The sequence below is a fragment of the Clostridium sp. KNHs216 genome (assembly GCF_006714885.1).
Classification (GTDB): Bacteria; Bacillota; Clostridia; order Oscillospirales; family Acutalibacteraceae; genus Caproiciproducens.
Window position 1 is genome coordinate 1672625 of the sequence record NZ_VFMF01000001.1, and the last position, 19418, is coordinate 1692042.

The window sequence follows — 19418 nt, forward strand, 5'->3', positions numbered from 1 at the left end:
TATAATTGGCTGTTGCTTTCCAAATTTTCAGATATCGCTGGTTGAAGCCGCCAAACTCAATCGGTGTCATCCCGCAGCGCATCGATGATGTTTTCTTTTCTGATCTTGCCGACGGCATACGTCATGGTGACAAAGATGACAAGAAGCACGCTGAGCACACTGATTCCGATACTGGCCCACGGCAGCACAAACTTGATACCCTCCGCGCCGCCGATGAACATTCCCTTGTAGATCAGCCAGGAGAAAATGATTGCCAGGGGAAGCCCGACAAGCAGCGCCCTCACGCCATAAAAGGCACACTCATAACGCATCATTTTATTGAAAGAACGTTCGGACATCCCCACGGACTGGAGCATGGCGAGCTCCCGACGGCGCAGCCGGATGTTCGTGGAAATCGTGTTGAACACATTGGCAACCGCGATCAGCGAAATCATGACGATAAACGTATAGGCAAACACGTTGGAAATGAAGATATAGTTCCTGTTTTCATCCATCACTTCAGACGTATTCAGCAGCATATACGCGGAGGTAATCCCCGCACCCTGTATCATCGTTTTCATTTCAGCAACAGACTGTGACGGGTTCTCAGACTGAAAAGTCAAGCCTTTGACTCTGACATCCGCAGAGGCATCGGAGGGGGCAATTTTCTCCTTCAGCGACCAAGGCGCCATCACCTGAAAGAAGTATGTCTGCTGGTCGGAGACCGCTGTCGTCGGAGGTGTGTCCGGAGATACGACTTCCACACAAGTAATACTCGCGCTTTGCCCATGTCCCAGATTCGGCTCGCCATCTGTTTCGGGAATCAGGGCAGCCTCCACAGAAGAACCCTTGAACATATTACGAAACTCACCGGCTTCTTTTTCACCCTTCTTCTCATTGCTGCCGGTCTGTATTTTGGCAACAGCAATCATTTTTGCATTTTCCCCGGTATAGTCCTCTGCGGACAGGCCTGCGCTCCTGATGAGGTTCAGATAGGTGCTGTCATCAAGGAATTGGATTTCTATCGGCAGCTCTGCCGTTTCGTCCGGCGAAGATTCCCCTGCGGATTCCCAGTAATCGTCTGAGAGTTCGTCCGCCTGAACAACACAGGAATACTTCATAACAGCCTGATAAGAGCTTTGGGTAACACCTCCGGCGGTTTTCAGCCGATCATAAAGCCTAAGCATTTCGCCATCATCCATATCCGTCGTTCCAAAACCGATGTCATAAGTGGTAAACGACAATGCCTGTGCCATTGTCTGTTTCAAATCTGTCACAAAAGCACTGGTCGATATAAACAGCACGACGCTTAAAACAAGTGACAGCACAATGCTGCGGTAACGTTTTTTGTTCCTCTTGAAATTCTTCAGCGCAAGAGTCCCCTCCAGACCGCATACGTGCTGCACCAGCTTTGATGTCTCTACGGCTCCCGCTTCCACCTTCACTTCGTTTGTCTGGCGGATACACTCCATCACCGGCGTATTGGCGGCTTTTTTTGCCGGGATATAGGCTGAAATCAAAATCGTAACCAGGCTGACCGCCGCTGCACCGGCGAGTGCGAGAGCCGACACATGCAGGGCCAAAGGAACGCCGGAGTAGAGAATGTTCCCAAAGTTCCCCGCCACAACGGAAATCACAAGCTGAATACCGCCCAAACCTGCAAGAATGCCGATTGGGATGCCGACCGCACCGATGCAGAGCCCCTCAAACAGCACCGAATGACGCAGCTGCTTTGCCGTGGCCCCCACAGAGGCAAGAATCCCGATCTGCCGTGTACGCTCGTTCAATGAGATACTGAAGGAATTGTGAATCAAAAAGACCGAGCCAATCATGATAATGGCAACCACAATACCGCCTACTGCGTACAGAAGCGTGTTAAAAATCTTATCGGATGAATCAAGGCCCATGAAACGCAGCACATCATGATTCAGGATGTAAGCATGGCCGGCCGCCTCCGTGCTCGCGTAGGAATGAACCCGGCGGGGATTCTTCAGAGTGACAAACAAGCTGAGATCGTCCGCCGTTTCTGCGGTATCCGACATTGTGATCAAGGTATAGCCCGGCGCGGAGTCCTCCTCAAAAACGGGTGTCCCACAAATTCCGACAACCGTATAGGTTTTCTCGCCCTGTGGCACAAGCGTTTCAGCCCCTGATGTATACGGGGCATTCTGACCGAGTTTCTTGTTTCCATTCATGCGGCTTCCCACAGACAGGGAAACCGTATCGCCCACCGCATAGGAAACACCGCCGTCTGTCGCAGTTTTCCCCGAAACAAGAATTTCGCCGCTGTTTTCCGGCAGCCTGCCGGAAAGTAAAGTCACGGGCAAGGCATCAAAGGTTTTCTTGCTAAATCCGGCGATAAAGAGATACGGTTTACTGGGATTTTTCCCGCTGTCAAGCGCTGCATAGCCGATGTTTTCAAAGGTTACTGTTTTTGCAGCTTCCTTGTCGCCGGCCCGTTCCTTCACAAAGGAGGAATCAACATCCAGAAACGCGACGTGCCAATCGCCGTATTTTGCGGCTGCGCCCTCCGCCATATAGTCCAGCAGGGAAACGCCAAAGGTAGCGACCGCCGTAATCATGGCAGCGGACAGAACAACACCGATAATGGTTACAAGCGTCCGTGTGCGGTTTTTCCTCAGGCTTTGCAGTGCGATTTTGTTAAAAATATTCATAACCGTGCCGCCTGCCTCTCATCCCGCACGACTTTTCCGTCTGCGATCGTAATAATACGGTCGGCCTGCAAAGCAATGTTTTCATCGTGGGTGACGAGCAGCAGGGTCTGCCCATATTTTTGATTGCTTTCTTTCAGCAGCTTGATGATTTCCTGACCGTTGCGGCTGTCCAGACTGCCGGTAGGCTCATCGGCCAGCATGACGGCCGGGGCGTTCATCAACGCGCGGCCGATGGCGACACGCTGCTGCTGACCGCCCGAAAGCTGATTGGGTAGATGCGTTTTGCGGTCCTGCAGCCCAAGCAGTTCCAGCAGATCGTTCAGCCGTTCCCCGTTGACCTTCCGCTTGTCCATCAGGATCGGCAGGGTGATGTTTTCCACCACATTCAGAGTGGGAATGAGGTTGTGGAACTGGTAAATCAGCCCGACCTGCCGCCTGCGGAAGATGGCGAGTTTTTCATTGCTTTGGGCATACACATCCTGCCCGTCCAGATATACCTTTCCGCTTGTCGGCACGTCCACACCGGCGATGATGTGAAGCAATGTGGATTTACCGGAGCCGGAGGAACCGATGATTGCGGTAAATTCCCCTTTTTCGATGGTAAGAGAAACATGGTCAAGCGCGGTAACCCGATTTTCGTCCTTGCCGTAGACCTTGCATAGGTTTTCAATTTTCAAAAACTCCATTATGTGAGGTTCCTTTCTCATGTTTTACCCATATAATAGAACTTTCAGCTTACATCTCGGTGACTTTTCGGTGAGAGATCCGTCACTTTGGGAAACGAATCGCAAATATTGCGCCGCCCTGCGGATGATTTTTGGCGGTAATCGTCCCGCCCTGCCGGGTGATAATCATCTTGCAGAGAGCGAGTCCAATCCCGTATCCCGTCGCTCCTGCATTTTTCCCGCGATAAAACCGGTGAAACAGGTTGGGTAAATCTTCTTTTTCAAAGCCAGCGCCGCTGTCGCGGACAGCGATCCCGGTAAACAGTAAATTGTCTTCACAAACAATCTCGATCTTCCCGTTATCGCCTGCACTTTCCATGCAATTTTTGAGGATGTTTTGAATTGCTTCCGAAAGCCAGCCGAAATCTCCCTGAACGACGATCCCCTTCGGCACGTCCGTTTGCAAGGCAATCCCGTGCAGTTCCATCGGGATCAAAAGCGGGTGAAGTGCAGCGCTTATCAAAGCGTTCACATCGATTTGCCCGCTTTGGAACACCACAATGCCCGCGTCCAGGCGCGATAATTTCAGCAGGGAGGTAAGCAGCCAATCCATCTGTACAAATAATCCCTTCGTTTCCCGTATCAATGCTTTCCGTTCCTCTTCGTCAGGGTTATTCTCTAACAACGACAGGATGAGGTTTACGGATGTGAGCGGGGTGCGGAGCTGATGAGCGATGTCGGCCAGCGAATCGGCAAGATGTTCTTTTTCTTTTTTCAACGCATCGTTTTGTTCCCGAATACGCAGCGTCATTTTAGTGATCTCGCTTTGCAGAATGGAAAGTTCCCCCTCATCCGATTCACCAATATACAAATGGTCCGCGTTATGAAGCACAAGATCGATTTGCTCTGCGATCTGCGCAATGCTCTGATATCGGGCTTTGGTAAACGCGAAAAACACCGCGCCAAAAGCGGCGGCAGATGCAATGGCAAGGATTCCAGCCGCCGTATTGACTGCAAATCCCAGCAGCACAGCGGCGACAGCTATTAAGGAGAACAAAATGGCAAACTGCCGAAACTCTTTATTCCGAAGCATACCCGTCCCCCAATCGATATCCTGTCCCGCGGACGGTCAGAATGATTTGCGGGTTTGCCGGGTCTTGCTCGATCTTCTCCCGCAGGCGTTTGATGTACACCGTCAGCGTATTGTCATTGACAAACTCGCCCGCAGCATCCCACAATTCGTCAAGCAGCCTGTTCCTTGTGATAATCCTTTTGGGATTGTTAATAAACACCAGCAGCAACCGGTATTCTAAAGCCGAAAGAAAAACCTCGCCGCCGTCCTTTTTCACGACGCCGCTTGCCGTATCGACATGAAGCCCGGAAAGTTCAAAAGCCGATGGAGAACGTCCGCTTTTTCGCAGGGCGGTTCCAATTCGTGCGATCAGTTCACGCGGACGAAAAGGCTTGGTGATATAGTCGTCCGCACCCATGTTCAGCCCGGTAACAACACTCGCCTCATCGCCGGAAGCCGTCAGAAAGATCACAGGAACATCCTGCGCTTCTTTGATCTCCGTGCAAACCGTAAAGCCATTTCCGTCAGGCAAAGAAATATCGATCAGCGCCAGGTCAAATTTGTTCCCGGCCAGTGCGGAAAGGGCTTCCTCCCGCGTAGAGGCATGGGTGACTGTAAACCCCTCCGAGCGGAGCAAAAGCACAAGGTTCTTGGCGATTTCCTTATCATCCTCAACCAAAAATATCCGTTTCATTGATTTTCCCCATTCTTTACTTTCCTGTTCCTATGTCGTCCGCCGGCCGGTTTTTCACCGTCAGCCGGAGCAAACCGTGTTTCCAATTTTTCGCTGCTTTTTTGTTGTGATACAATCCACGCATACCACTCTATAACTCTATTGTATTTCTTTTGATGGAAATATACAAGAGGTCCTGATTGCTGGCACACCTTCGTTTTCTGTCCGCTGCACGTGGGGGTAAGAACGAAAAAATCAAGGAACCTGTCTTTCTGATGACAGATTCCTTGATTCGTTATTTTCACGCCGGCCGGCGCAGGATTCATCTTTTCCGGGATGGATGTTCAAGCTTCTGATAATACGGTCATTTACCCGTCCAGAATAGAATGATTTCTACTGCGTCTGAGAGAAAGCAGCATTCCTGCGGGCGATATCACAAGTATTAAAGATTAATATTGTGGCGTTTGAGCATGTCCTCAATCACATGCATATCGGAATTGGAGACTTCCTTGACAGGATGCCTCATCCAGCGGTCGCAAACGCCCGCAATTTCCATAACGCCCTTAATCTGAGAAATAACCATCGGATAAGGCAGAGAGTGGTAGAGCTCATCAAAGAAAGAAACCAATCTCAGAAACTCCTCGCGTGCAGCGTCCAGTTTCCCGGCCTTGTAGCTGTTCCAAATGTCGGAGCACATTTCGGGGCAAATATTTCCGGGGCCTCCCATGACAAAGCCGTCAACGCCGAGACACATTGCCGGGAAGAATTCAAATTCATCGCCGGAAACCATGATAAAGTCATTCTTTGGATTGACCGCCTGCAGGATGCTTTGAATTTTGTCGGTTGTCGTGCTCTGCTTCAGCGCCTTGATGTTTGGAAGCTTTGCGAGCTCTGCCATCAGCTCGGGGCTGCAGTAATGATGATTCTCGGGACAGTTGTAAATCATGAATGGGATCTTTACGATTTCGTTCAGACGAACAAACAGGTCCTTCAGCTCTTCGTCTGTGAGGAAGAAGAAATCGGTCGGAGTAATCAGGGTCATATCCGCGCCGGCCGCCGCCGCATCGTCGCTGTACTCTTTAATAAGCTGAGTGCTGTCCCCCAGCGCGCCTGCAATCACGACCACATCATCACCCGCAGCCTCGCGGACTACTTCGATGATTCTTCTGCGTTCGGCCTTATTAAAGGCACGAGCCTCCCCGGAATAGCCAAGCGGAAGAAGGGTAGTGGCTCCCTTGCTTACCAGACGGGTCACAAGCCTCTTCATACCGGCTTCGTCAAAAGTTCCGTCTTTCTTTAATGGAGTAATAAGAGCAGGAGTAATCGTCTTTAAGGCCTCGACATAGTTTTTCATTTCATTTCCTCCTTTAATTATCAAAAAAGTATCAATTTATGTACTCAGCGCCGTTCACGTTTCCATATAAAGTGATTAAAAAATTTTTATCTTGTTACGGACGGCTCCACCCGTTGAAAGCGGTCGAGACTCAGCGGCCCCATCTCCATATCCGTCTTCTGTCCGCACACCATCTGACTGATCAGTTTGCCGCTGATCGGCGCAAACATGATGCCGTTACCGCCATGCCCGGCAGACACGAATACGCCGGGTACGTTTGTCCTGGACACAATCGGCTCGCCGTCCGGAGACTGCGGACGCAGGCCCGCATAACAGTGAATGACACTTACATCGGCGAATTTGGGGAAAAATCGGATAGCACGTTTAGCAATCGCCCTTGTCACAAGGTTGTTGCTTACCGTGTCGGTTGCGGCATACTTGCTGAAACCGACCAAACCGTTGGTGCTGTTTGTCGGCTCAAACAGAAAACCAATGCCATACTTTTCCATGAACGGACTGACCTTTCGTTTATAGCTGTGGTTTTCATTGCGGACGAGGTTGTATCCGAACTCCATGGTCTTGCGTCGCGTAATGTAAGCATCCCTCTCAATAACAAGCAGGTCGCCTTTCATGATATGGATCGGAAGATATACTCCGGCCTTTTCGGCTATGCTCTGCGACCAAATACCGCAGGCAATGACAACATTGTCCGTAATGATTTCACCCTCATTTGTGATAACCTTGCAGACTCTGCCGTCAGCATTCTTCTCAAAGCCGGTCACCTCGGTAAAGCGCATCAGTTCGCCGCCGCATTTTTCGATCTCACGCCCAAGGCCATAAGCGAGCTGCATGGGATTGAGCGCACCACCGGCGGTAAATTCCAGCCCGCCCGGGATATCGGGGGCGGTATTCGGCTCGTCGTCATGAACTTCCTTCTGATCCATGAAGCGGACCTGGGAACCGGTAGCCTGCTTCGCTTTTGCAAGTTCCTTTGCAAATTCGACTTCTTCTTCGGTCTCCATCAGAAGCACGCAGCCCCGGTGTACCCATTCAAAATCACAGTCGATTTCCTTGTCCATCTTGATAAACTCTTTGATGGTAGCCTCAGCAAACTCCGTCATGTATCCGGGAGGTACGTCGTTGATAAAGGAGTCACCGTCAGAGCGAGAAGTCGTTCCGCTTGCAAGGTCTCCGCGCTCAACGAGGATAACCTTCTGTCCGGCTTTCGCCAGATAGTAGGCGGCGCAGGTGCCCTGCATACCGCCTCCGATCACTACTACGTCAGCAGTTTTAGACATCATCGTCACCTCCGAGAATTTTCATGGTTACAGGCTTCATTGGCGGCCGCGCAGTATCGAGGGGGATATCAATACCTCTTTTGCCAGTCGCGTCGGAAAGCATCTTCGTTACAATCTTGGAACAGGTCCTGCCCTGACACAAGCCCATACCGGCCCGGGTCCTCCGCTTTACGCCGGTAATGGATGCGGCGCCCTCCGCGATCGCCTTGCGAATGTCGCCGACCGTGACTTCCTCGCAGCGGCATACGATCAGATCGTCCGGATCGTTTTCCTTATATACATAATCCTTACAGCAGCTGTGATCTGCCGGCTTCTCCATTCCAAGGCGAACCATACCTCTGACAACATCGGCGAATTCTTTGGGAATGGCAACTGTTACAACCGGAGTATGGTCGTTTCTTTCAGGATTCACCACACGCACGACGACCGCCTCGCATACGGGCTTGCCGGCGCGGTTTACCGCTGTGACCGTTTGCCCTTTTTCAGGGAGAGGAAGGTATTCGTGCGGGAAGCTTACTGTTGCCTGCGTTTCACTATAAGTCTTATCAACCACAAAGATGGCCAAGCCGGAGCACTGCGCTACACACATGCCGCAGCCAGTGCATTTTTCTTCCTCCAGCTGCGGGAGGTTGATAATCGGCTCGCCAACACAGATCGCGCCGAATTTGCACGCGCCTTCGCAGGGATTGCAGGGGATGGCCTGTATGCACTCAATAACCGCGACGGGTCCCTTCGCAAATCTTTCATCTGAAGGGATCCGGTTGAACTTTTTCAGCTCTTCCCAAGAGGGATAGCCGTTCTGCAAAATATTGTCGTTCATTCCGCTACCCCCCTTGCGATGATTCTTTCTTTTGCTTTCAGACGTCTTTCGCCGAATGGCCCAAGCCTCAAGGACTCAAGGCTTTTACGAATATCGTTTTTGCGTTGCTCCGCTTTCTCCCCGGAGATATATCCGAGGGCCTCGGCCATGGCAATACCCGCCAGACGGCCCTCGTCCATTGCCGTATTAGCCTCTTCAACGCCTGCTGTATCGCCGGCAACATATACCCCGTGAACGGAGGTTTCCATGTTTTCGTCATGCATCGGCATCCAACCGCCCATTTCAGGAATAAAGTCATGCTTCACGCCGTACATCTGGGCGATTTTGGCAAGCGGCCGCAGACCCGCGGCGATGCAGACGGTATCTACGTCGATGGTCTTCTCAGTACCGGGAATAATGTTCCATTGGTCATCCAATTGCCCGATGACCGCCGCGCAAACTTCCTGATTCTCCCCCGCGACTGCGCGTACAATGGTATGCCTGAGGTAAAACGGGACTCCCGCCCGGCGGACTTTGGCAGCATGTACACCGTAACCGCCGATGTGATCGGCAGCCTCGACAATAGCGACCACATCTGCGCCCGCCTGCATCAGCTGGTAGCTGACGATCAAGCCGACATTTCCGGAACCGATCATCAGAACACGTTTTCCGGGAAGCACGCGGTTGACATTTACCATAGTCTGGGCACAGCCCGCACCCATCACACCCGGGATAGTCCAGCCTTCAAAGTTAATGGCATTTTCCTGACCGCCTGTGCAAATCAGGATTTTATCAGCCTGAACAGTGACTATTTTCTTCCCTTCGGCAGTGGATCGAACAACCGACAGATTGTTTCCTTCATATAAGCCGATGACACTGCTGTTCAGCCAAACCTCAACGCCCGCTTCTTCGGTTTCCTTCAGCAGCTTTTTGCCTATATCAATCCCTCTGATCCCTGCACTGTGTGCTTTAGAGCCGAAGAATTTATGAATCTGTTTAAACAACTGCCCCCCGGGACTTGCGTTTTCATCGATCAACAACACGTGGGCACCGGCTCTGGCAGCTTCGATCGAAGCCGCCAGGCCGGCCGGGCCGCCGCCGATAATCGCTATTTCGCGTTTCTCCATCACGATTTCCCTTCCTTGTCCTTGTTTTGGGTCTCAATAACCATTCCCTCTTCAACCGGTGTGATGCAGGTACGCACATTCGGCAAACCATTGACAACCATAACGCAGTCGGTACATTGACCGATCCCGCAAAATACGCCGCGGGGTTCATGGTTTTTGCCTGTGTAACGGTTGATGCGGATCCCCTGTGCCAGAAGCGCTGCGGCGATCATAGAATCTTTTTTCACGCTCAGCGGTTTCCCATCAACCGTAATGCTGACATACTTTTCATTGGTATCTGTCCCTAAAATAGGGTGTTCCAAAATATTACTCATCATATTTCCTCCTTATCCCAGCATCCTGTTTCTCAATCCATACTGAACCCATTCTTCAGGGGATCTCTGGGATCTATAAAGAAATCCGTGCTTGCAGTAAAATAAGCCGATCCGGTAATCTCCGGGATCCCTGCGGGGAAATCTCCCACCTTGGCTTTTCCTACAATCTCCGCAGTGAAACAGGTCCCAATAATGCTCTCATGTACAAACGGGGTGTTTTCTTTAAGTTTGCCCTGGACAAACAGGCTGCCCACCCGGGCCGATGTACCCGTACCGCAGGGGGAACGGTCGACCGCCGTGGTATCCCCCTCCGTAAGGGGCATGATCACAACGACTTCCTTATTATCGGCGCCTTGAATATCCGGATCACCGACGATCATGACGCTGGTGATCCGGTTAATGAACGCCTTCTCCGGATGCTGAAAGCCGATCTCCCTGCTTGCCGCCGCATATACGAGATGGGCCTTCTCTACGATCTCCCTCAGATTCTTCGGAGAAATCTCCTCAATACCGATATCCTTTGCATTGACGACCGCATATGCGACGCCGCCGTAGTCGACTTCCACTCTTACCTTGCCGAGAGCTCCGATATCAATCTCCCTGGCGTCATATAGAAACGCCGGAATATTACGGAAAGTCACCTTTTCCACCTGGCCGTCCTTCACGAAAACCTTTGCAACGATCAAGCCCGCGGGCGTATCGAGTTTAACGGTCGTAACAGGTTCCGTCATCCTGACGATGCCTGTTTCCACCAGGACGGTGGAAATCGCAATCGTACTATGGCCGCACATAGTCAGATAGCCCGCGGCATCAAAATAGACGATGCCCATATCTGCCTCCGGATTGCAGGGCTCTGTGTAAATACAGCCGGACATTCCGTTGCGGCCCCGGGGCTCCATCATCGTAACTCTGCGCACCCAGTCCAGATGATCCATCACGTACTGCATTTTCTCACCCATCGTTTCCCCGGAAATGCGCGGAACGCCGGAAACAATATGTCTGGTGGGATTGCCCGCCGTGTGAGTTTCAATGACCTTAAGCATGCAACTTGTATTCAACTTAGCACCTTCTTTATTTATTTTCCCTATTTTCTTCGCGTTCGCCACCCACGGCCGGACACGTAAAACACTGTAACCCCGATCTATTTAACCGGCATCGTACACCGGCTGCGCCAAACAAGCTTTATGGGCAAAAGACGTTGAGAAAGCCGAATGAATTGAATTAAAGTTCCGCACTGAGACGGGCATCCATTTCAGGGGAGAGAGATTCGTAGCCATTTTCCGTAACAACAAATCCGCTCTCGATTCTGAGGCCATGATGCTCCGGATGTCCGAAGAGGCTGATATCGATGGAAATTGTCATACCCGGAACAAGAATATCTTCACTGTTAGGACCAAAGAACGGACGCTCCGCTTCCATCAGTCCAATGGTGTGCATGAACGGGCATACGATGTAATCGAACAGGCCGTGTTTCTCATACAATTTACGGGCCGGAACATCAATTTCCTTTCCGCTGTTACCCGGTTTAATCATGTCCTTTGTAAGGCGGTAGGCCTCCCTGATGATATTCAGAATATCTTTCTGTGACTGGGTATAAACACCGTTGACCGGGAGCGTTTCGCCGAACACCCCGGCATAACCGTTGTAGCGGGGAGCCAAGCCCAGCATTACGAGTTCGCCGTCCTGCATAACGCGGTTAGTGGCGGTCGGAACGACAGCGTTTGACTGGCTTCCGCTGCCCACCATGCACGCAAATGCGAAACCGTTTGCATTCATTTTACGGGAAATATATTCGCCTTCCGCCGCAATTTCTATTTCGGTTGCACCGGGGCGGACCTTGGCTGCCATTGCCTCGAAGGATGCATATGTAAAGGAAAACGCCTTCCGGATATTCTCAATTTCCCACGGCGATTTGACGTAGCGGAGCGCTTCATACTCATTCGTGATGTCGATCAGCTCGGCACCCTTGAAGCCCTGTTCGAACTGGGTATACAGAGCATGGGGAAAATAGCTTGTTCCAACGATGCCGACTCTCCTGAAATGCAATCCCCGTTGCGCCATTTCTGCGGCAAGCGTCTCAAATGTGCTGATCGTCGCATTCGGATACTCCTCGTCCGGGACCATAAAGGTAGAAAAGCAGCGTGTATCAGTGATAGCACTGCTCATCTTTGCAAAGGGTTCGCTTTCAGGACCGCCCAGAAGAAGCGGGTCGCCGTTTACGGGGAGGAGCACAGCACCTTTTTCAAACTGGGGGCACCAGCCAGTGAGATACCAGCCGTCTGCAATGTTGATCTCATCATAATAAATTAAAGCCGCATCAAGTTTCTTCTCTTGAAGGATTCTGCGGATCTTTTCGATCCTGTTTTTGGTTTCTTCCATGTTGTAATATGACATATTTTATTCTCCTTCCAAATTTTGTTTCTTCTCATATTACTTTGTATTCCATACACGCTGCATCATAATTTGCCTGCTGCTCCATAAGCAGGTCAAGATTACAATTTCCCGTGTAATCTTACCAATGGTATTTCTGCAAACGTTTTCAAAAAAAATTACAAAAAATTTGCCCTTATCCATGCTATGAAAATTCAGAAGCAGGCTTACTGATTCCTGTTTCTGCAGCCACAGCTTTCCCCCATTTTTAAGATAGGATCCAGCAGGATGCGCCTTGGGATTGTATTAACAAAATTATGTTTACTGTCTCTGTTAGTGTCTTTCATTTGAGAAATCAGACGCTCTGCAACCAGTTTTCCAATACTGTCAATCGGTTGCAGAATAGAAGTGATCTTCGGAGTAAAAAGATCGGACTCATCGGCGAAATCAAATCCAACCAGTGCAATATCGTCCGGGTACTTGAGCCCTTTCTCCTTTATCGCTTTCATTGCACCACACGTCATTTTATAAGATGTGGCAAAAACCGCTTCAAATTCGTGTTCAGCTTTGTTTTCCAACAATTTCATCATACAGCGGTATCCGTCTTCGGCAGTATAATCACCGGACATAATCAGTGCCGGATCCACGGAAAGATTATGGTTCATGAGTGCATGCTTATATCCATCGACGCGTTCCACTGCAGTTGTCTCTGCCGGCTTTCCGGAAATAATTGCAATTTTATTGTAGCCACAGTCCACTATATGGTTTACCGCCATCATACTGGCCTTAACGTTATCAAGAAGAACGGCATCATAGCTGGTATTAAGATTAGGCAGATTGTCAATAAAAACCACTGGAATATCATTTTCAAAATACATCTGGAGCGCTTTGCTGTTCTGTGAAACAGTGGCCAGAACAAGGCCGTCAATCCGTTTTTCGTAAAGCAGCTTCAAATATTTTTCTTCTTTTTCATCGCTCTCGTTGGAATCAGCAAGAATAATAGAATATCCTGCCTCTGAGAAAATGGTGTCCGCCCCTTTAATAACGTTTGCAAAATAGTCTCTGATATCAGGCACTATGATTCCTACTGTATTTGTAGACTGCATTTTTAAAGAACGGGCAATCTGATTTGGTGCATATTTATGTTTTTCCAAAGCTTTCATGACACGTCTTTTAGTTGCCGGAGCAACATAGCTTTTTCCATTTACAACACGTGAAATTGTAGATACAGACAAGCCTACTTCATTCGCAATGTCTTTAAGATTATCCGCCATACCTTCACTCCAAGCATAAATTTACTATTGTTTTTAAACAATTTTTTGTTTGTTTTAAAACATTATTCATTATATCTTTGATATAAAATTTTGTCAACCTTACTTCTTCTGTGAAAGAAGAAGCCATCGATCGCTGCAAATCGCTAATGAACACCAACGTCCAGAAATTTCTTTCTGAGAAAATCATTCGCATAAAAAATATCTTTTTTCCAGTCTTCCTGTCCGTTATACCAGAATTCTGCCGTATAGCGACGATTTCCCATTCCGTATGTTTTGCGGATAATGGAGGTAAAATTTACGTGACCGCTGCCAAACGGAATTTCACGATATTTTCCTGGAACTGTCTCTTTCAGATGCAGCGCAGCAATATGACCATGCCCTAACTCAATATCATTTAATACATCCCTGTCATATTGTTTGGCGGCGTTTGTGAGGTTGCCCGCATCCGGGTAAACGGCAAGATATGGCGAACTGATTCTGTCCACCCACCCCATTGCTTTCTCCACGGTGTTAAGAAATTCTGTTTCCATAGTTTCAAAGGCCAGCAGGACACCGTACTTTGCCGCGGACTTCACACTGACAGCCAGGGCTTCCGCAAATAAGCGCCGTGTTTCATCCGTGGACTCTTCATAATAGACGTCGTATCCTGCAATCTGGATAACACGGATTCCAAGGTCGCGTGCGAACAGGATCGCTTTCTCCATGATCTGCAGTCCGAGCGCGCGGATGGCCGGATCCGGACTTCCGAGCGGATATTTTCTATGGCCGGACAGGCACATCGTTTCGAAGCGAATCCCTTCTTGATACATCAGGTCCACTATGTCACAGCGTTCCTGTGGGGACATATCCAGACGAACAAGCTTTTCGTCCGTCTCGTCAATACTGATCTCTACAAAATCGAAGCCGGTTTCTTTGGCAGTTCGCAGTTTTTCTGCCAATGAAAGCGTGTTGGGCATTGATTTTTCATACAGCCCAAGGCTGTAGCTGTGCGCGTTCATCTTCCCGCCTGTCCATAATAGGCGTTCGCACCGTGTTTGCGTAAGTAATGCTTATTAAGCAGTTCTTGCTGCATTGGTTCAGCCACGGCGCCGCTCAGCAAAAGATCATGCCACGCCATCATGGCCACTTCCTCCAGCACCACCGCATTATGCACCGCGTTAAAAGGGTCGGTCCCCCAGGTAAAGGGCCCATGGCTGTGCACCAGTACCGCCGGAATATCGTCGGGATTCATTCCGGTAAAGCGCTCAACGATAACCGTACCTGTCTCCTTTTCGTACCCATCGGCGATCTCATCAGGCGTCATGCGCCGAGTGCAGGGAATCTCCCCATAAAAGTAGTCGCCGTGGGTGGTCCCCAGCGCCGGGATGCCTATGCCCCTTTGCGCGAAAATAGTAGCCCAGCGGGAATGAGTATGTACCACACCGCCAATGTTTGGGAACGCTTTATACAGCTCAATATGTGTCGGCGCGTCGGAAGAAGGGCTGAGCCTCCCCTCCACACTTTTTCCGTTTAAATCCATAACCACCATGTCATCAGCCGCCATGGTGTCATATTCAACCCCGGAAGGTTTTATTACAATCAGTCCCTTTTCCCGGTCGATTCCGGAAACATTTCCCCAAGTAAATGTGACCAAATGATATCTTGGAAGTAACTGATTCGCTTCAAACACTTTCTGCTTCAGCTCTTCAAGCATGTAGATCCTCCTTAATCATTCCAATAGTCTTCCAACGCATTGGACACTTTTAAATAACGCTCATATTTTTTTTGATAAACCGGAACATTTTCTGCAATCGGATAAACCGTATCTTTCAGTTTCACCATGTCCTTCGCGGCCTTTTCCAAATTTTCATATTCCCCGCTGACGACCCTCGCCGCCATGGCCGCTCCAAACGCGCCCAGCTCCCTGGTATCGATTAATTCAACAGGCAAATTGAATACATCGGCAAATATCTGAATCCATACCGGAGCGTTACACACACCGCCCGCCAGACGAACAGCCCTCGCCTGGTCGCAATTTTTCAGGAGCTTTTCAAGTACCTTGTGACAGAACACGATTCCTTCATATACACTTCTTAAAATATGTGCGTCGGTATGGTGGCTGTCCATTCCCACAAGGGCTGCTTTCCCGCGGGAATTATAATTGGAACCATAGATGTATGGAAGAAAAATAATATCCTGTTCTTCCGGAGCGATCGCCGCCACCATTTTATCTGCCAGCTTGTAAACACTTTCGCCCTTCTCTTTACATTCGGCCTTCTCATGCTTCATAAACATATTGATATACCACTCATGGTTGGACGCGGAAGTTGGACTGCTCTCTTCGATGAGGTAATAACCCGGCATACAGTACAGCGAGTTCATCATAACTGATTTGTCCAGAATGGGAGTCTTTGAAATATATTCATTGATACTCCAGGTTCCGGCGATTACCGCAAGATTATCGCTGTTCGTAATACCCATTGCAATAGCGCACGCGTCGATATCGAACATACCGGCAGCGCACGGAGTACCCGCGGCTAGCCCGGTCTCACGGCTTGCTTTTTCTGTTACACGGCCGCACAATTCCGTAGAATATTTTAGCGGCGGGAGTTTGTCCCACACCTCTTCCAAACCGAGGAATTTTAAGATTTCGTAGTCGTACGAAGCCGTCTTCAAATTCACCAGGTTTGAACCTGAAAAATCTGTCATCTCGGCATTTGCTTCACCTGTAAGACGGAATCGGATATAATCCTTACTGCCGAAAATCCACCGGGTGTTTTCCAACACAGACGGATCGTTCTCCTGAAACCATTTGAGGAGGGAAATAGGCTGGCATGTCAGGATTTTTTGATACGTTTTTTTAAAAAGCTTGTCAGCGGTCCCGTCCTTCTCCCAGCGGACGGGGTATTCATAAGCACGCCCGTCGGTCGACATAATGCCGTTGTAGGCAGGTTTTCCGTCTTTCCCCCACAAATAAATGCCCTTGCCATGGCCGGAGAAAGAAATACCTTTGATATCGGCGGAATCGATCCCCGCGTTCAAAACAGCATTTTTTATGCTGCGTACATTTTCCTGCCACAGATAATCCATGTCGCGTTCCGTATACTGTGCCTTCGGTGTAATCATCGGGATCTGACCTGAAGCACTTCCGACCTCTTTACCATTCTGATCAAAAACAACGGATTTTGTAAAGGTTCCGCCATTGTCGATTCCTAAAAAATACTTCATTGAAATGAATTTCCTCCTTTCCGGATTGCCAACAGCTATTGCTAAAAGCGGAAGCAAAGGCCCATTAGAATAAAGATACTGACAACGTTTTCATATAAAAACAGTTACATGCTGTAACCATCCATTTCGTAGTAAGCGCAGTCCTTGCGGCGGTCGAGCCGGCCGAACACCATCACAACCGGCACACTGCTTTTAAGCACCAGTGCATACTGGCCAAACGGGATCTGATAATTTTCCTCGCCGATCGGATAGTCCAAGCGAAAGCCAATCACGCGCTTTGCGGGAACCTTTAAAATAACGCTGCTTTTCGGCTCTTTATCAGAGAATAAAACCTCCATGTCAATCACTGCGTCCTGATCACCCGCATTGGTAATCATGAGTGCTTCATGGCCCAGAGGCTCGCTGTCGCCATGCGGAGGAAGATCCCCATCTGCAAATACCCAATACTTTTTTCCTATTTCCATTTTAGAAGCTCCTTGTCTTTAAGATGCGTCTCTGAAAGGACATTTGTTCCATCAAATAATGAAGTTGAAAGTTCTGAATTTTTTTCGTACATTAGCAGCTATATGCGAGCCGGGCCATCGTTCGGATCAGTTTTTCGGTTTTGCGGTATGGGCCTCCGTACAGCCCATACCACAAAATTGCAGAACCATTTATAAAAGCGAATTTTTATTGGCCACTATAAGTATAACGGGCGACTTTTACAAACGCACCATCTTGAATCTTCAGGATATAGACATCCGCTTCCTTATTGTCGATTTGACCGTCGAACTTAAAGTTCATGGTAGCACCTTGGTAATTGGTCTTATTGGAAATGTAGTCGGCCAGCGTATCCTTTGTAGCACCATTTTTGTATGCGTCTGCAATCATATAAATGCAGTCATAGGATCTGGAACCAGTATCGTTCGGATTGGAACCATAAGCTGCTTTGTAATCTTTAACAAACTTCTGAACCTTTGGATCCGTATTAGTCACATCAAAGCCGCACACAGTCAACAGTCCCTCTACATTTTTGCCGCCAAGCGGAAGGATTGCAGGGTTGTTGGCAGACAGGCCACCCATTATGGGAGTATAGCCTTTTGAATGTGCCTGGGTCGCAAACAGCGCAGCGGGTGTATATTCGCCGGTGAAAACGATGCCGTCACATCCTGCAGCTTTAAAAGCCTCAACCTGAGAGGAAAAGTCACGGTCAGTGCTGGGATTGTACGTTGCTTCAGCGTAAACTTTTTTACCTAACTCTTTTTGTATGTAGTTGGCAAAGACTTCTTTAGCCGACAGGTCGTTTGTAATATTTCCATAGAATATACCTAGTTTGGTAGCGCCGGCGGCATATATAGCGTCAACTAAACGTTTTGCGGAGATACCGTCTGACAGGGAAGCACGGAAGTAGTTTTTCCAGGGCTGGGTGGACAATTCGTCCATACTGTTGGTGGGAGAAACTATAGCCAATCCTGCGTTAATGTAGGTAGGCATGGCCGCCATTGTACAGCCGGAGTTCAAATGTCCGATGACGAATTCTATGCTGGGGTCCGCGGCAATTTTTGCTGCGACAACGACTGCCTGATTCGGGGAACCTTGGTCGTCAAAGGACTCTTCTACCAGCTTCTTTCCGTTGATACCGCCTGCGGCATTGATTTCTTCCACTGCCAGCTGGCAGGCTTTCTGGTACTGTAAGCCCTGTTCAGACTGGTCACCAGTCAGCGGAACGGCTACTGCGAACTTGATCTCATTTCCTGCTGCGGATGCCTGCGCGGCAGACGCCTGTGTGCTTGCCGCCGACTGAGTTGTCTGGGACGTTCCGGTTGACGAGCAGGCTGCCATGGAGAACACCATACCAAGGAGCACCAAAATTACTGCGGGTCTCTTTTTCATTTCATTTTCCTCTTTTCATATTTATTTTTCCTTACGGAAATTCTGCATTTTGTTATGCCCCGCCCAGATATGCTTTCTGAACCGTGTCGCTATGCAGCAGAGCATCCGCATCATCGGCGATCGTAATACGGCCAACCTCTAAAATGTAGCCATAATCAGCCACTTGCAATGCCTGCTTTGCGTTCTGTTCAATCAGGAGAATGGTTGTTCCGGATTCCTTTACCATACGAATCGCGTTAAACACTTCTTTTACAATGATCGGCGCCAGACCCATGGACGGTTCGTCCAGCATCAGCAGTTTAGGTCTGGACATCAGTGCTCTGCAGATCACCAGCATCTGCTGTTCCCCTCCGGAAAGAAAGCCCGCCTTCTGATTCCTGCGCTCTTGCAGTATCGGGAACTGCTTGAAATACTTTTCGATATCCGACTCAACCTCTTTATCCTTTCTGATATAAGCGCCCATTTTCAAATTTTCATAAACCGTCTGCCTGGGGAACACTTTACGGCCTTCCGGACACTGCGCAATGCCCATTTTTACAATGTCATGGCCCGACTCGTTATTGATCCTGCGCCCGAGATAAATAATTTCGCCTTCACTTGGCTTTAGTACGCCAGAAATAGTTTTTAAGAGCGTGGATTTTCCTGCACCATTGGAACCGAGGAGGGTCGTCACCTTGCCTTCCTCTACAGAAAGGGATATCCCCTTCAGGGCAGGAATCTGATTGTATTTGACAACAAGATCCTTCACATCAAGAAGCAT

General features: G+C 49.3%; 18 protein-coding genes. All 18 read right to left on the reverse strand.

The window, feature by feature from the left end; genetic code table 11:
• Positions 1–56 precede the first annotated feature (56 nt).
• The 18 genes from LY85_RS08130 to LY85_RS08215 all read right to left on the reverse strand — a co-directional run bounded on the left by LY85_RS08130 (position 57) and on the right by LY85_RS08215 (position 19418).
• Complete coding sequence (locus LY85_RS08130) at positions 57–2654, reverse strand: FtsX-like permease family protein (RefSeq protein ID WP_141826229.1); 2598 nt, start codon at positions 2652–2654, stop codon at positions 57–59.
• Positions 2651–3340: an ABC transporter ATP-binding protein gene (locus tag LY85_RS08135; protein WP_141826230.1), complete on the reverse strand. Its 690-nt coding sequence runs from the start codon at positions 3338–3340 to the stop codon at positions 2651–2653. Before LY85_RS08135 ends, LY85_RS08130 begins: the two co-directional genes overlap by 4 nt.
• Positions 3341–3422: 82 nt before the next feature.
• The gene (locus LY85_RS08140) at positions 3423–4412 is read right to left on the reverse strand and encodes a HAMP domain-containing sensor histidine kinase (RefSeq protein WP_141826231.1); all 990 of its coding nucleotides are present in this window, start codon (positions 4410–4412) and stop codon (positions 3423–3425) included.
• On the reverse strand, positions 4399–5085 hold the full coding sequence (locus LY85_RS08145) for a response regulator transcription factor (protein WP_141826232.1): 687 nt from the start codon (positions 5083–5085) through the stop codon (positions 4399–4401). Before LY85_RS08145 ends, LY85_RS08140 begins: the two co-directional genes overlap by 14 nt.
• Positions 5086–5506: 421 nt before the next feature.
• Complete coding sequence (locus tag LY85_RS08150; RefSeq protein ID WP_141826233.1) at positions 5507–6418, reverse strand: dihydrodipicolinate synthase family protein; 912 nt, start codon at positions 6416–6418, stop codon at positions 5507–5509.
• Between the two features lie 86 nt (positions 6419–6504).
• Positions 6505–7698: an FAD-binding oxidoreductase gene (locus LY85_RS08155; protein WP_141826234.1), complete on the reverse strand. Its 1194-nt coding sequence runs from the start codon at positions 7696–7698 to the stop codon at positions 6505–6507.
• Positions 7688–8515, reverse strand: coding sequence for a (2Fe-2S)-binding protein (locus tag LY85_RS19690; RefSeq protein WP_141826235.1), 828 nt, complete (start codon positions 8513–8515; stop codon positions 7688–7690). The genes LY85_RS08155 and LY85_RS19690 overlap by 11 nt, the downstream gene beginning before the upstream one ends.
• Positions 8512–9621: an NAD(P)/FAD-dependent oxidoreductase gene (locus LY85_RS08165; RefSeq protein WP_141828029.1), complete on the reverse strand. Its 1110-nt coding sequence runs from the start codon at positions 9619–9621 to the stop codon at positions 8512–8514. Before LY85_RS08165 ends, LY85_RS19690 begins: the two co-directional genes overlap by 4 nt.
• A complete protein-coding gene (locus tag LY85_RS08170; protein WP_038325748.1) occupies positions 9621–9935 on the reverse strand; it encodes a (2Fe-2S)-binding protein in 315 nt (104 codons plus the stop codon). Before LY85_RS08170 ends, LY85_RS08165 begins: the two co-directional genes overlap by 1 nt.
• A gap of 32 nt (positions 9936–9967) precedes the next feature.
• A complete protein-coding gene (locus LY85_RS08175; protein ID WP_141826236.1) occupies positions 9968–10993 on the reverse strand; it encodes a proline racemase family protein in 1026 nt (341 codons plus the stop codon).
• A 163-nt stretch (positions 10994–11156) separates the two neighbouring features.
• Positions 11157–12329: a Xaa-Pro peptidase family protein gene (locus tag LY85_RS08180; protein ID WP_141826237.1), complete on the reverse strand. Its 1173-nt coding sequence runs from the start codon at positions 12327–12329 to the stop codon at positions 11157–11159.
• 203 nt (positions 12330–12532) lie between these two features.
• The gene (locus LY85_RS08185; RefSeq protein ID WP_141826238.1) at positions 12533–13579 is read right to left on the reverse strand and encodes a LacI family DNA-binding transcriptional regulator; all 1047 of its coding nucleotides are present in this window, start codon (positions 13577–13579) and stop codon (positions 12533–12535) included.
• Between the two features lie 143 nt (positions 13580–13722).
• Entirely contained in the window at positions 13723–14577 is an 855-nt protein-coding gene (locus tag LY85_RS08190) for an L-ribulose-5-phosphate 3-epimerase (RefSeq protein ID WP_141826239.1), read from the reverse strand.
• Positions 14574–15272 (reverse strand): L-ribulose-5-phosphate 4-epimerase, encoded by a 699-nt coding sequence (araD, locus tag LY85_RS08195; protein WP_141826240.1) that lies wholly within the window; start codon positions 15270–15272, stop codon positions 14574–14576. Before araD ends, LY85_RS08190 begins: the two co-directional genes overlap by 4 nt.
• Before the next feature lie 11 nt (positions 15273–15283).
• Positions 15284–16786: an FGGY-family carbohydrate kinase gene (locus LY85_RS08200; protein ID WP_141826241.1), complete on the reverse strand. Its 1503-nt coding sequence runs from the start codon at positions 16784–16786 to the stop codon at positions 15284–15286.
• 104 nt (positions 16787–16890) lie between these two features.
• On the reverse strand, positions 16891–17250 hold the full coding sequence (locus LY85_RS08205) for a sensory rhodopsin transducer (RefSeq protein WP_141826242.1): 360 nt from the start codon (positions 17248–17250) through the stop codon (positions 16891–16893).
• A gap of 205 nt (positions 17251–17455) precedes the next feature.
• Positions 17456–18658, reverse strand: coding sequence for an ABC transporter substrate-binding protein (locus tag LY85_RS08210; RefSeq protein ID WP_141826243.1), 1203 nt, complete (start codon positions 18656–18658; stop codon positions 17456–17458).
• 52 nt (positions 18659–18710) lie between these two features.
• Positions 18711–19418 carry an ABC transporter ATP-binding protein gene (locus tag LY85_RS08215; RefSeq protein WP_038325758.1) on the reverse strand — a complete coding sequence of 236 codons (708 nt, stop codon included), beginning with the start codon at positions 19416–19418 and terminating at the stop codon, positions 18711–18713.

Coding starts and splice junctions, on each gene's coding strand:
- LY85_RS08130 (WP_141826229.1), bottom strand. CDS start 2,654: ATGAATATTTTTAACAAAATCGCACTGCAAAGCCTGAGGAAAAACCGC.
- LY85_RS08135 (WP_141826230.1), bottom strand. CDS start 3,340: ATGGAGTTTTTGAAAATTGAAAACCTATGCAAGGTCTACGGCAAGGAC.
- LY85_RS08140 (WP_141826231.1), bottom strand. CDS start 4,412: ATGCTTCGGAATAAAGAGTTTCGGCAGTTTGCCATTTTGTTCTCCTTA.
- LY85_RS08145 (WP_141826232.1), bottom strand. CDS start 5,085: ATGAAACGGATATTTTTGGTTGAGGATGATAAGGAAATCGCCAAGAAC.
- LY85_RS08150 (WP_141826233.1), bottom strand. CDS start 6,418: ATGAAAAACTATGTCGAGGCCTTAAAGACGATTACTCCTGCTCTTATT.
- LY85_RS08155 (WP_141826234.1), bottom strand. CDS start 7,698: ATGATGTCTAAAACTGCTGACGTAGTAGTGATCGGAGGCGGTATGCAG.
- LY85_RS19690 (WP_141826235.1), bottom strand. CDS start 8,515: ATGAACGACAATATTTTGCAGAACGGCTATCCCTCTTGGGAAGAGCTG.
- LY85_RS08165 (WP_141828029.1), bottom strand. CDS start 9,621: ATGGAGAAACGCGAAATAGCGATTATCGGCGGCGGCCCGGCCGGCCTG.
- LY85_RS08170 (WP_038325748.1), bottom strand. CDS start 9,935: ATGAGTAATATTTTGGAACACCCTATTTTAGGGACAGATACCAATGAA.
- LY85_RS08180 (WP_141826237.1), bottom strand. CDS start 12,329: ATGTCATATTACAACATGGAAGAAACCAAAAACAGGATCGAAAAGATC.
- LY85_RS08185 (WP_141826238.1), bottom strand. CDS start 13,579: ATGGCGGATAATCTTAAAGACATTGCGAATGAAGTAGGCTTGTCTGTA.
- LY85_RS08190 (WP_141826239.1), bottom strand. CDS start 14,577: ATGAACGCGCACAGCTACAGCCTTGGGCTGTATGAAAAATCAATGCCC.
- araD (WP_141826240.1), bottom strand. CDS start 15,272: ATGCTTGAAGAGCTGAAGCAGAAAGTGTTTGAAGCGAATCAGTTACTT.
- LY85_RS08200 (WP_141826241.1), bottom strand. CDS start 16,786: ATGAAGTATTTTTTAGGAATCGACAATGGCGGAACCTTTACAAAATCC.
- LY85_RS08205 (WP_141826242.1), bottom strand. CDS start 17,250: ATGGAAATAGGAAAAAAGTATTGGGTATTTGCAGATGGGGATCTTCCT.
- LY85_RS08210 (WP_141826243.1), bottom strand. CDS start 18,658: ATGAAAAAGAGACCCGCAGTAATTTTGGTGCTCCTTGGTATGGTGTTC.
- LY85_RS08215 (WP_038325758.1), bottom strand. CDS start 19,418: ATGCTTCTTGATGTGAAGGATCTTGTTGTCAAATACAATCAGATTCCT.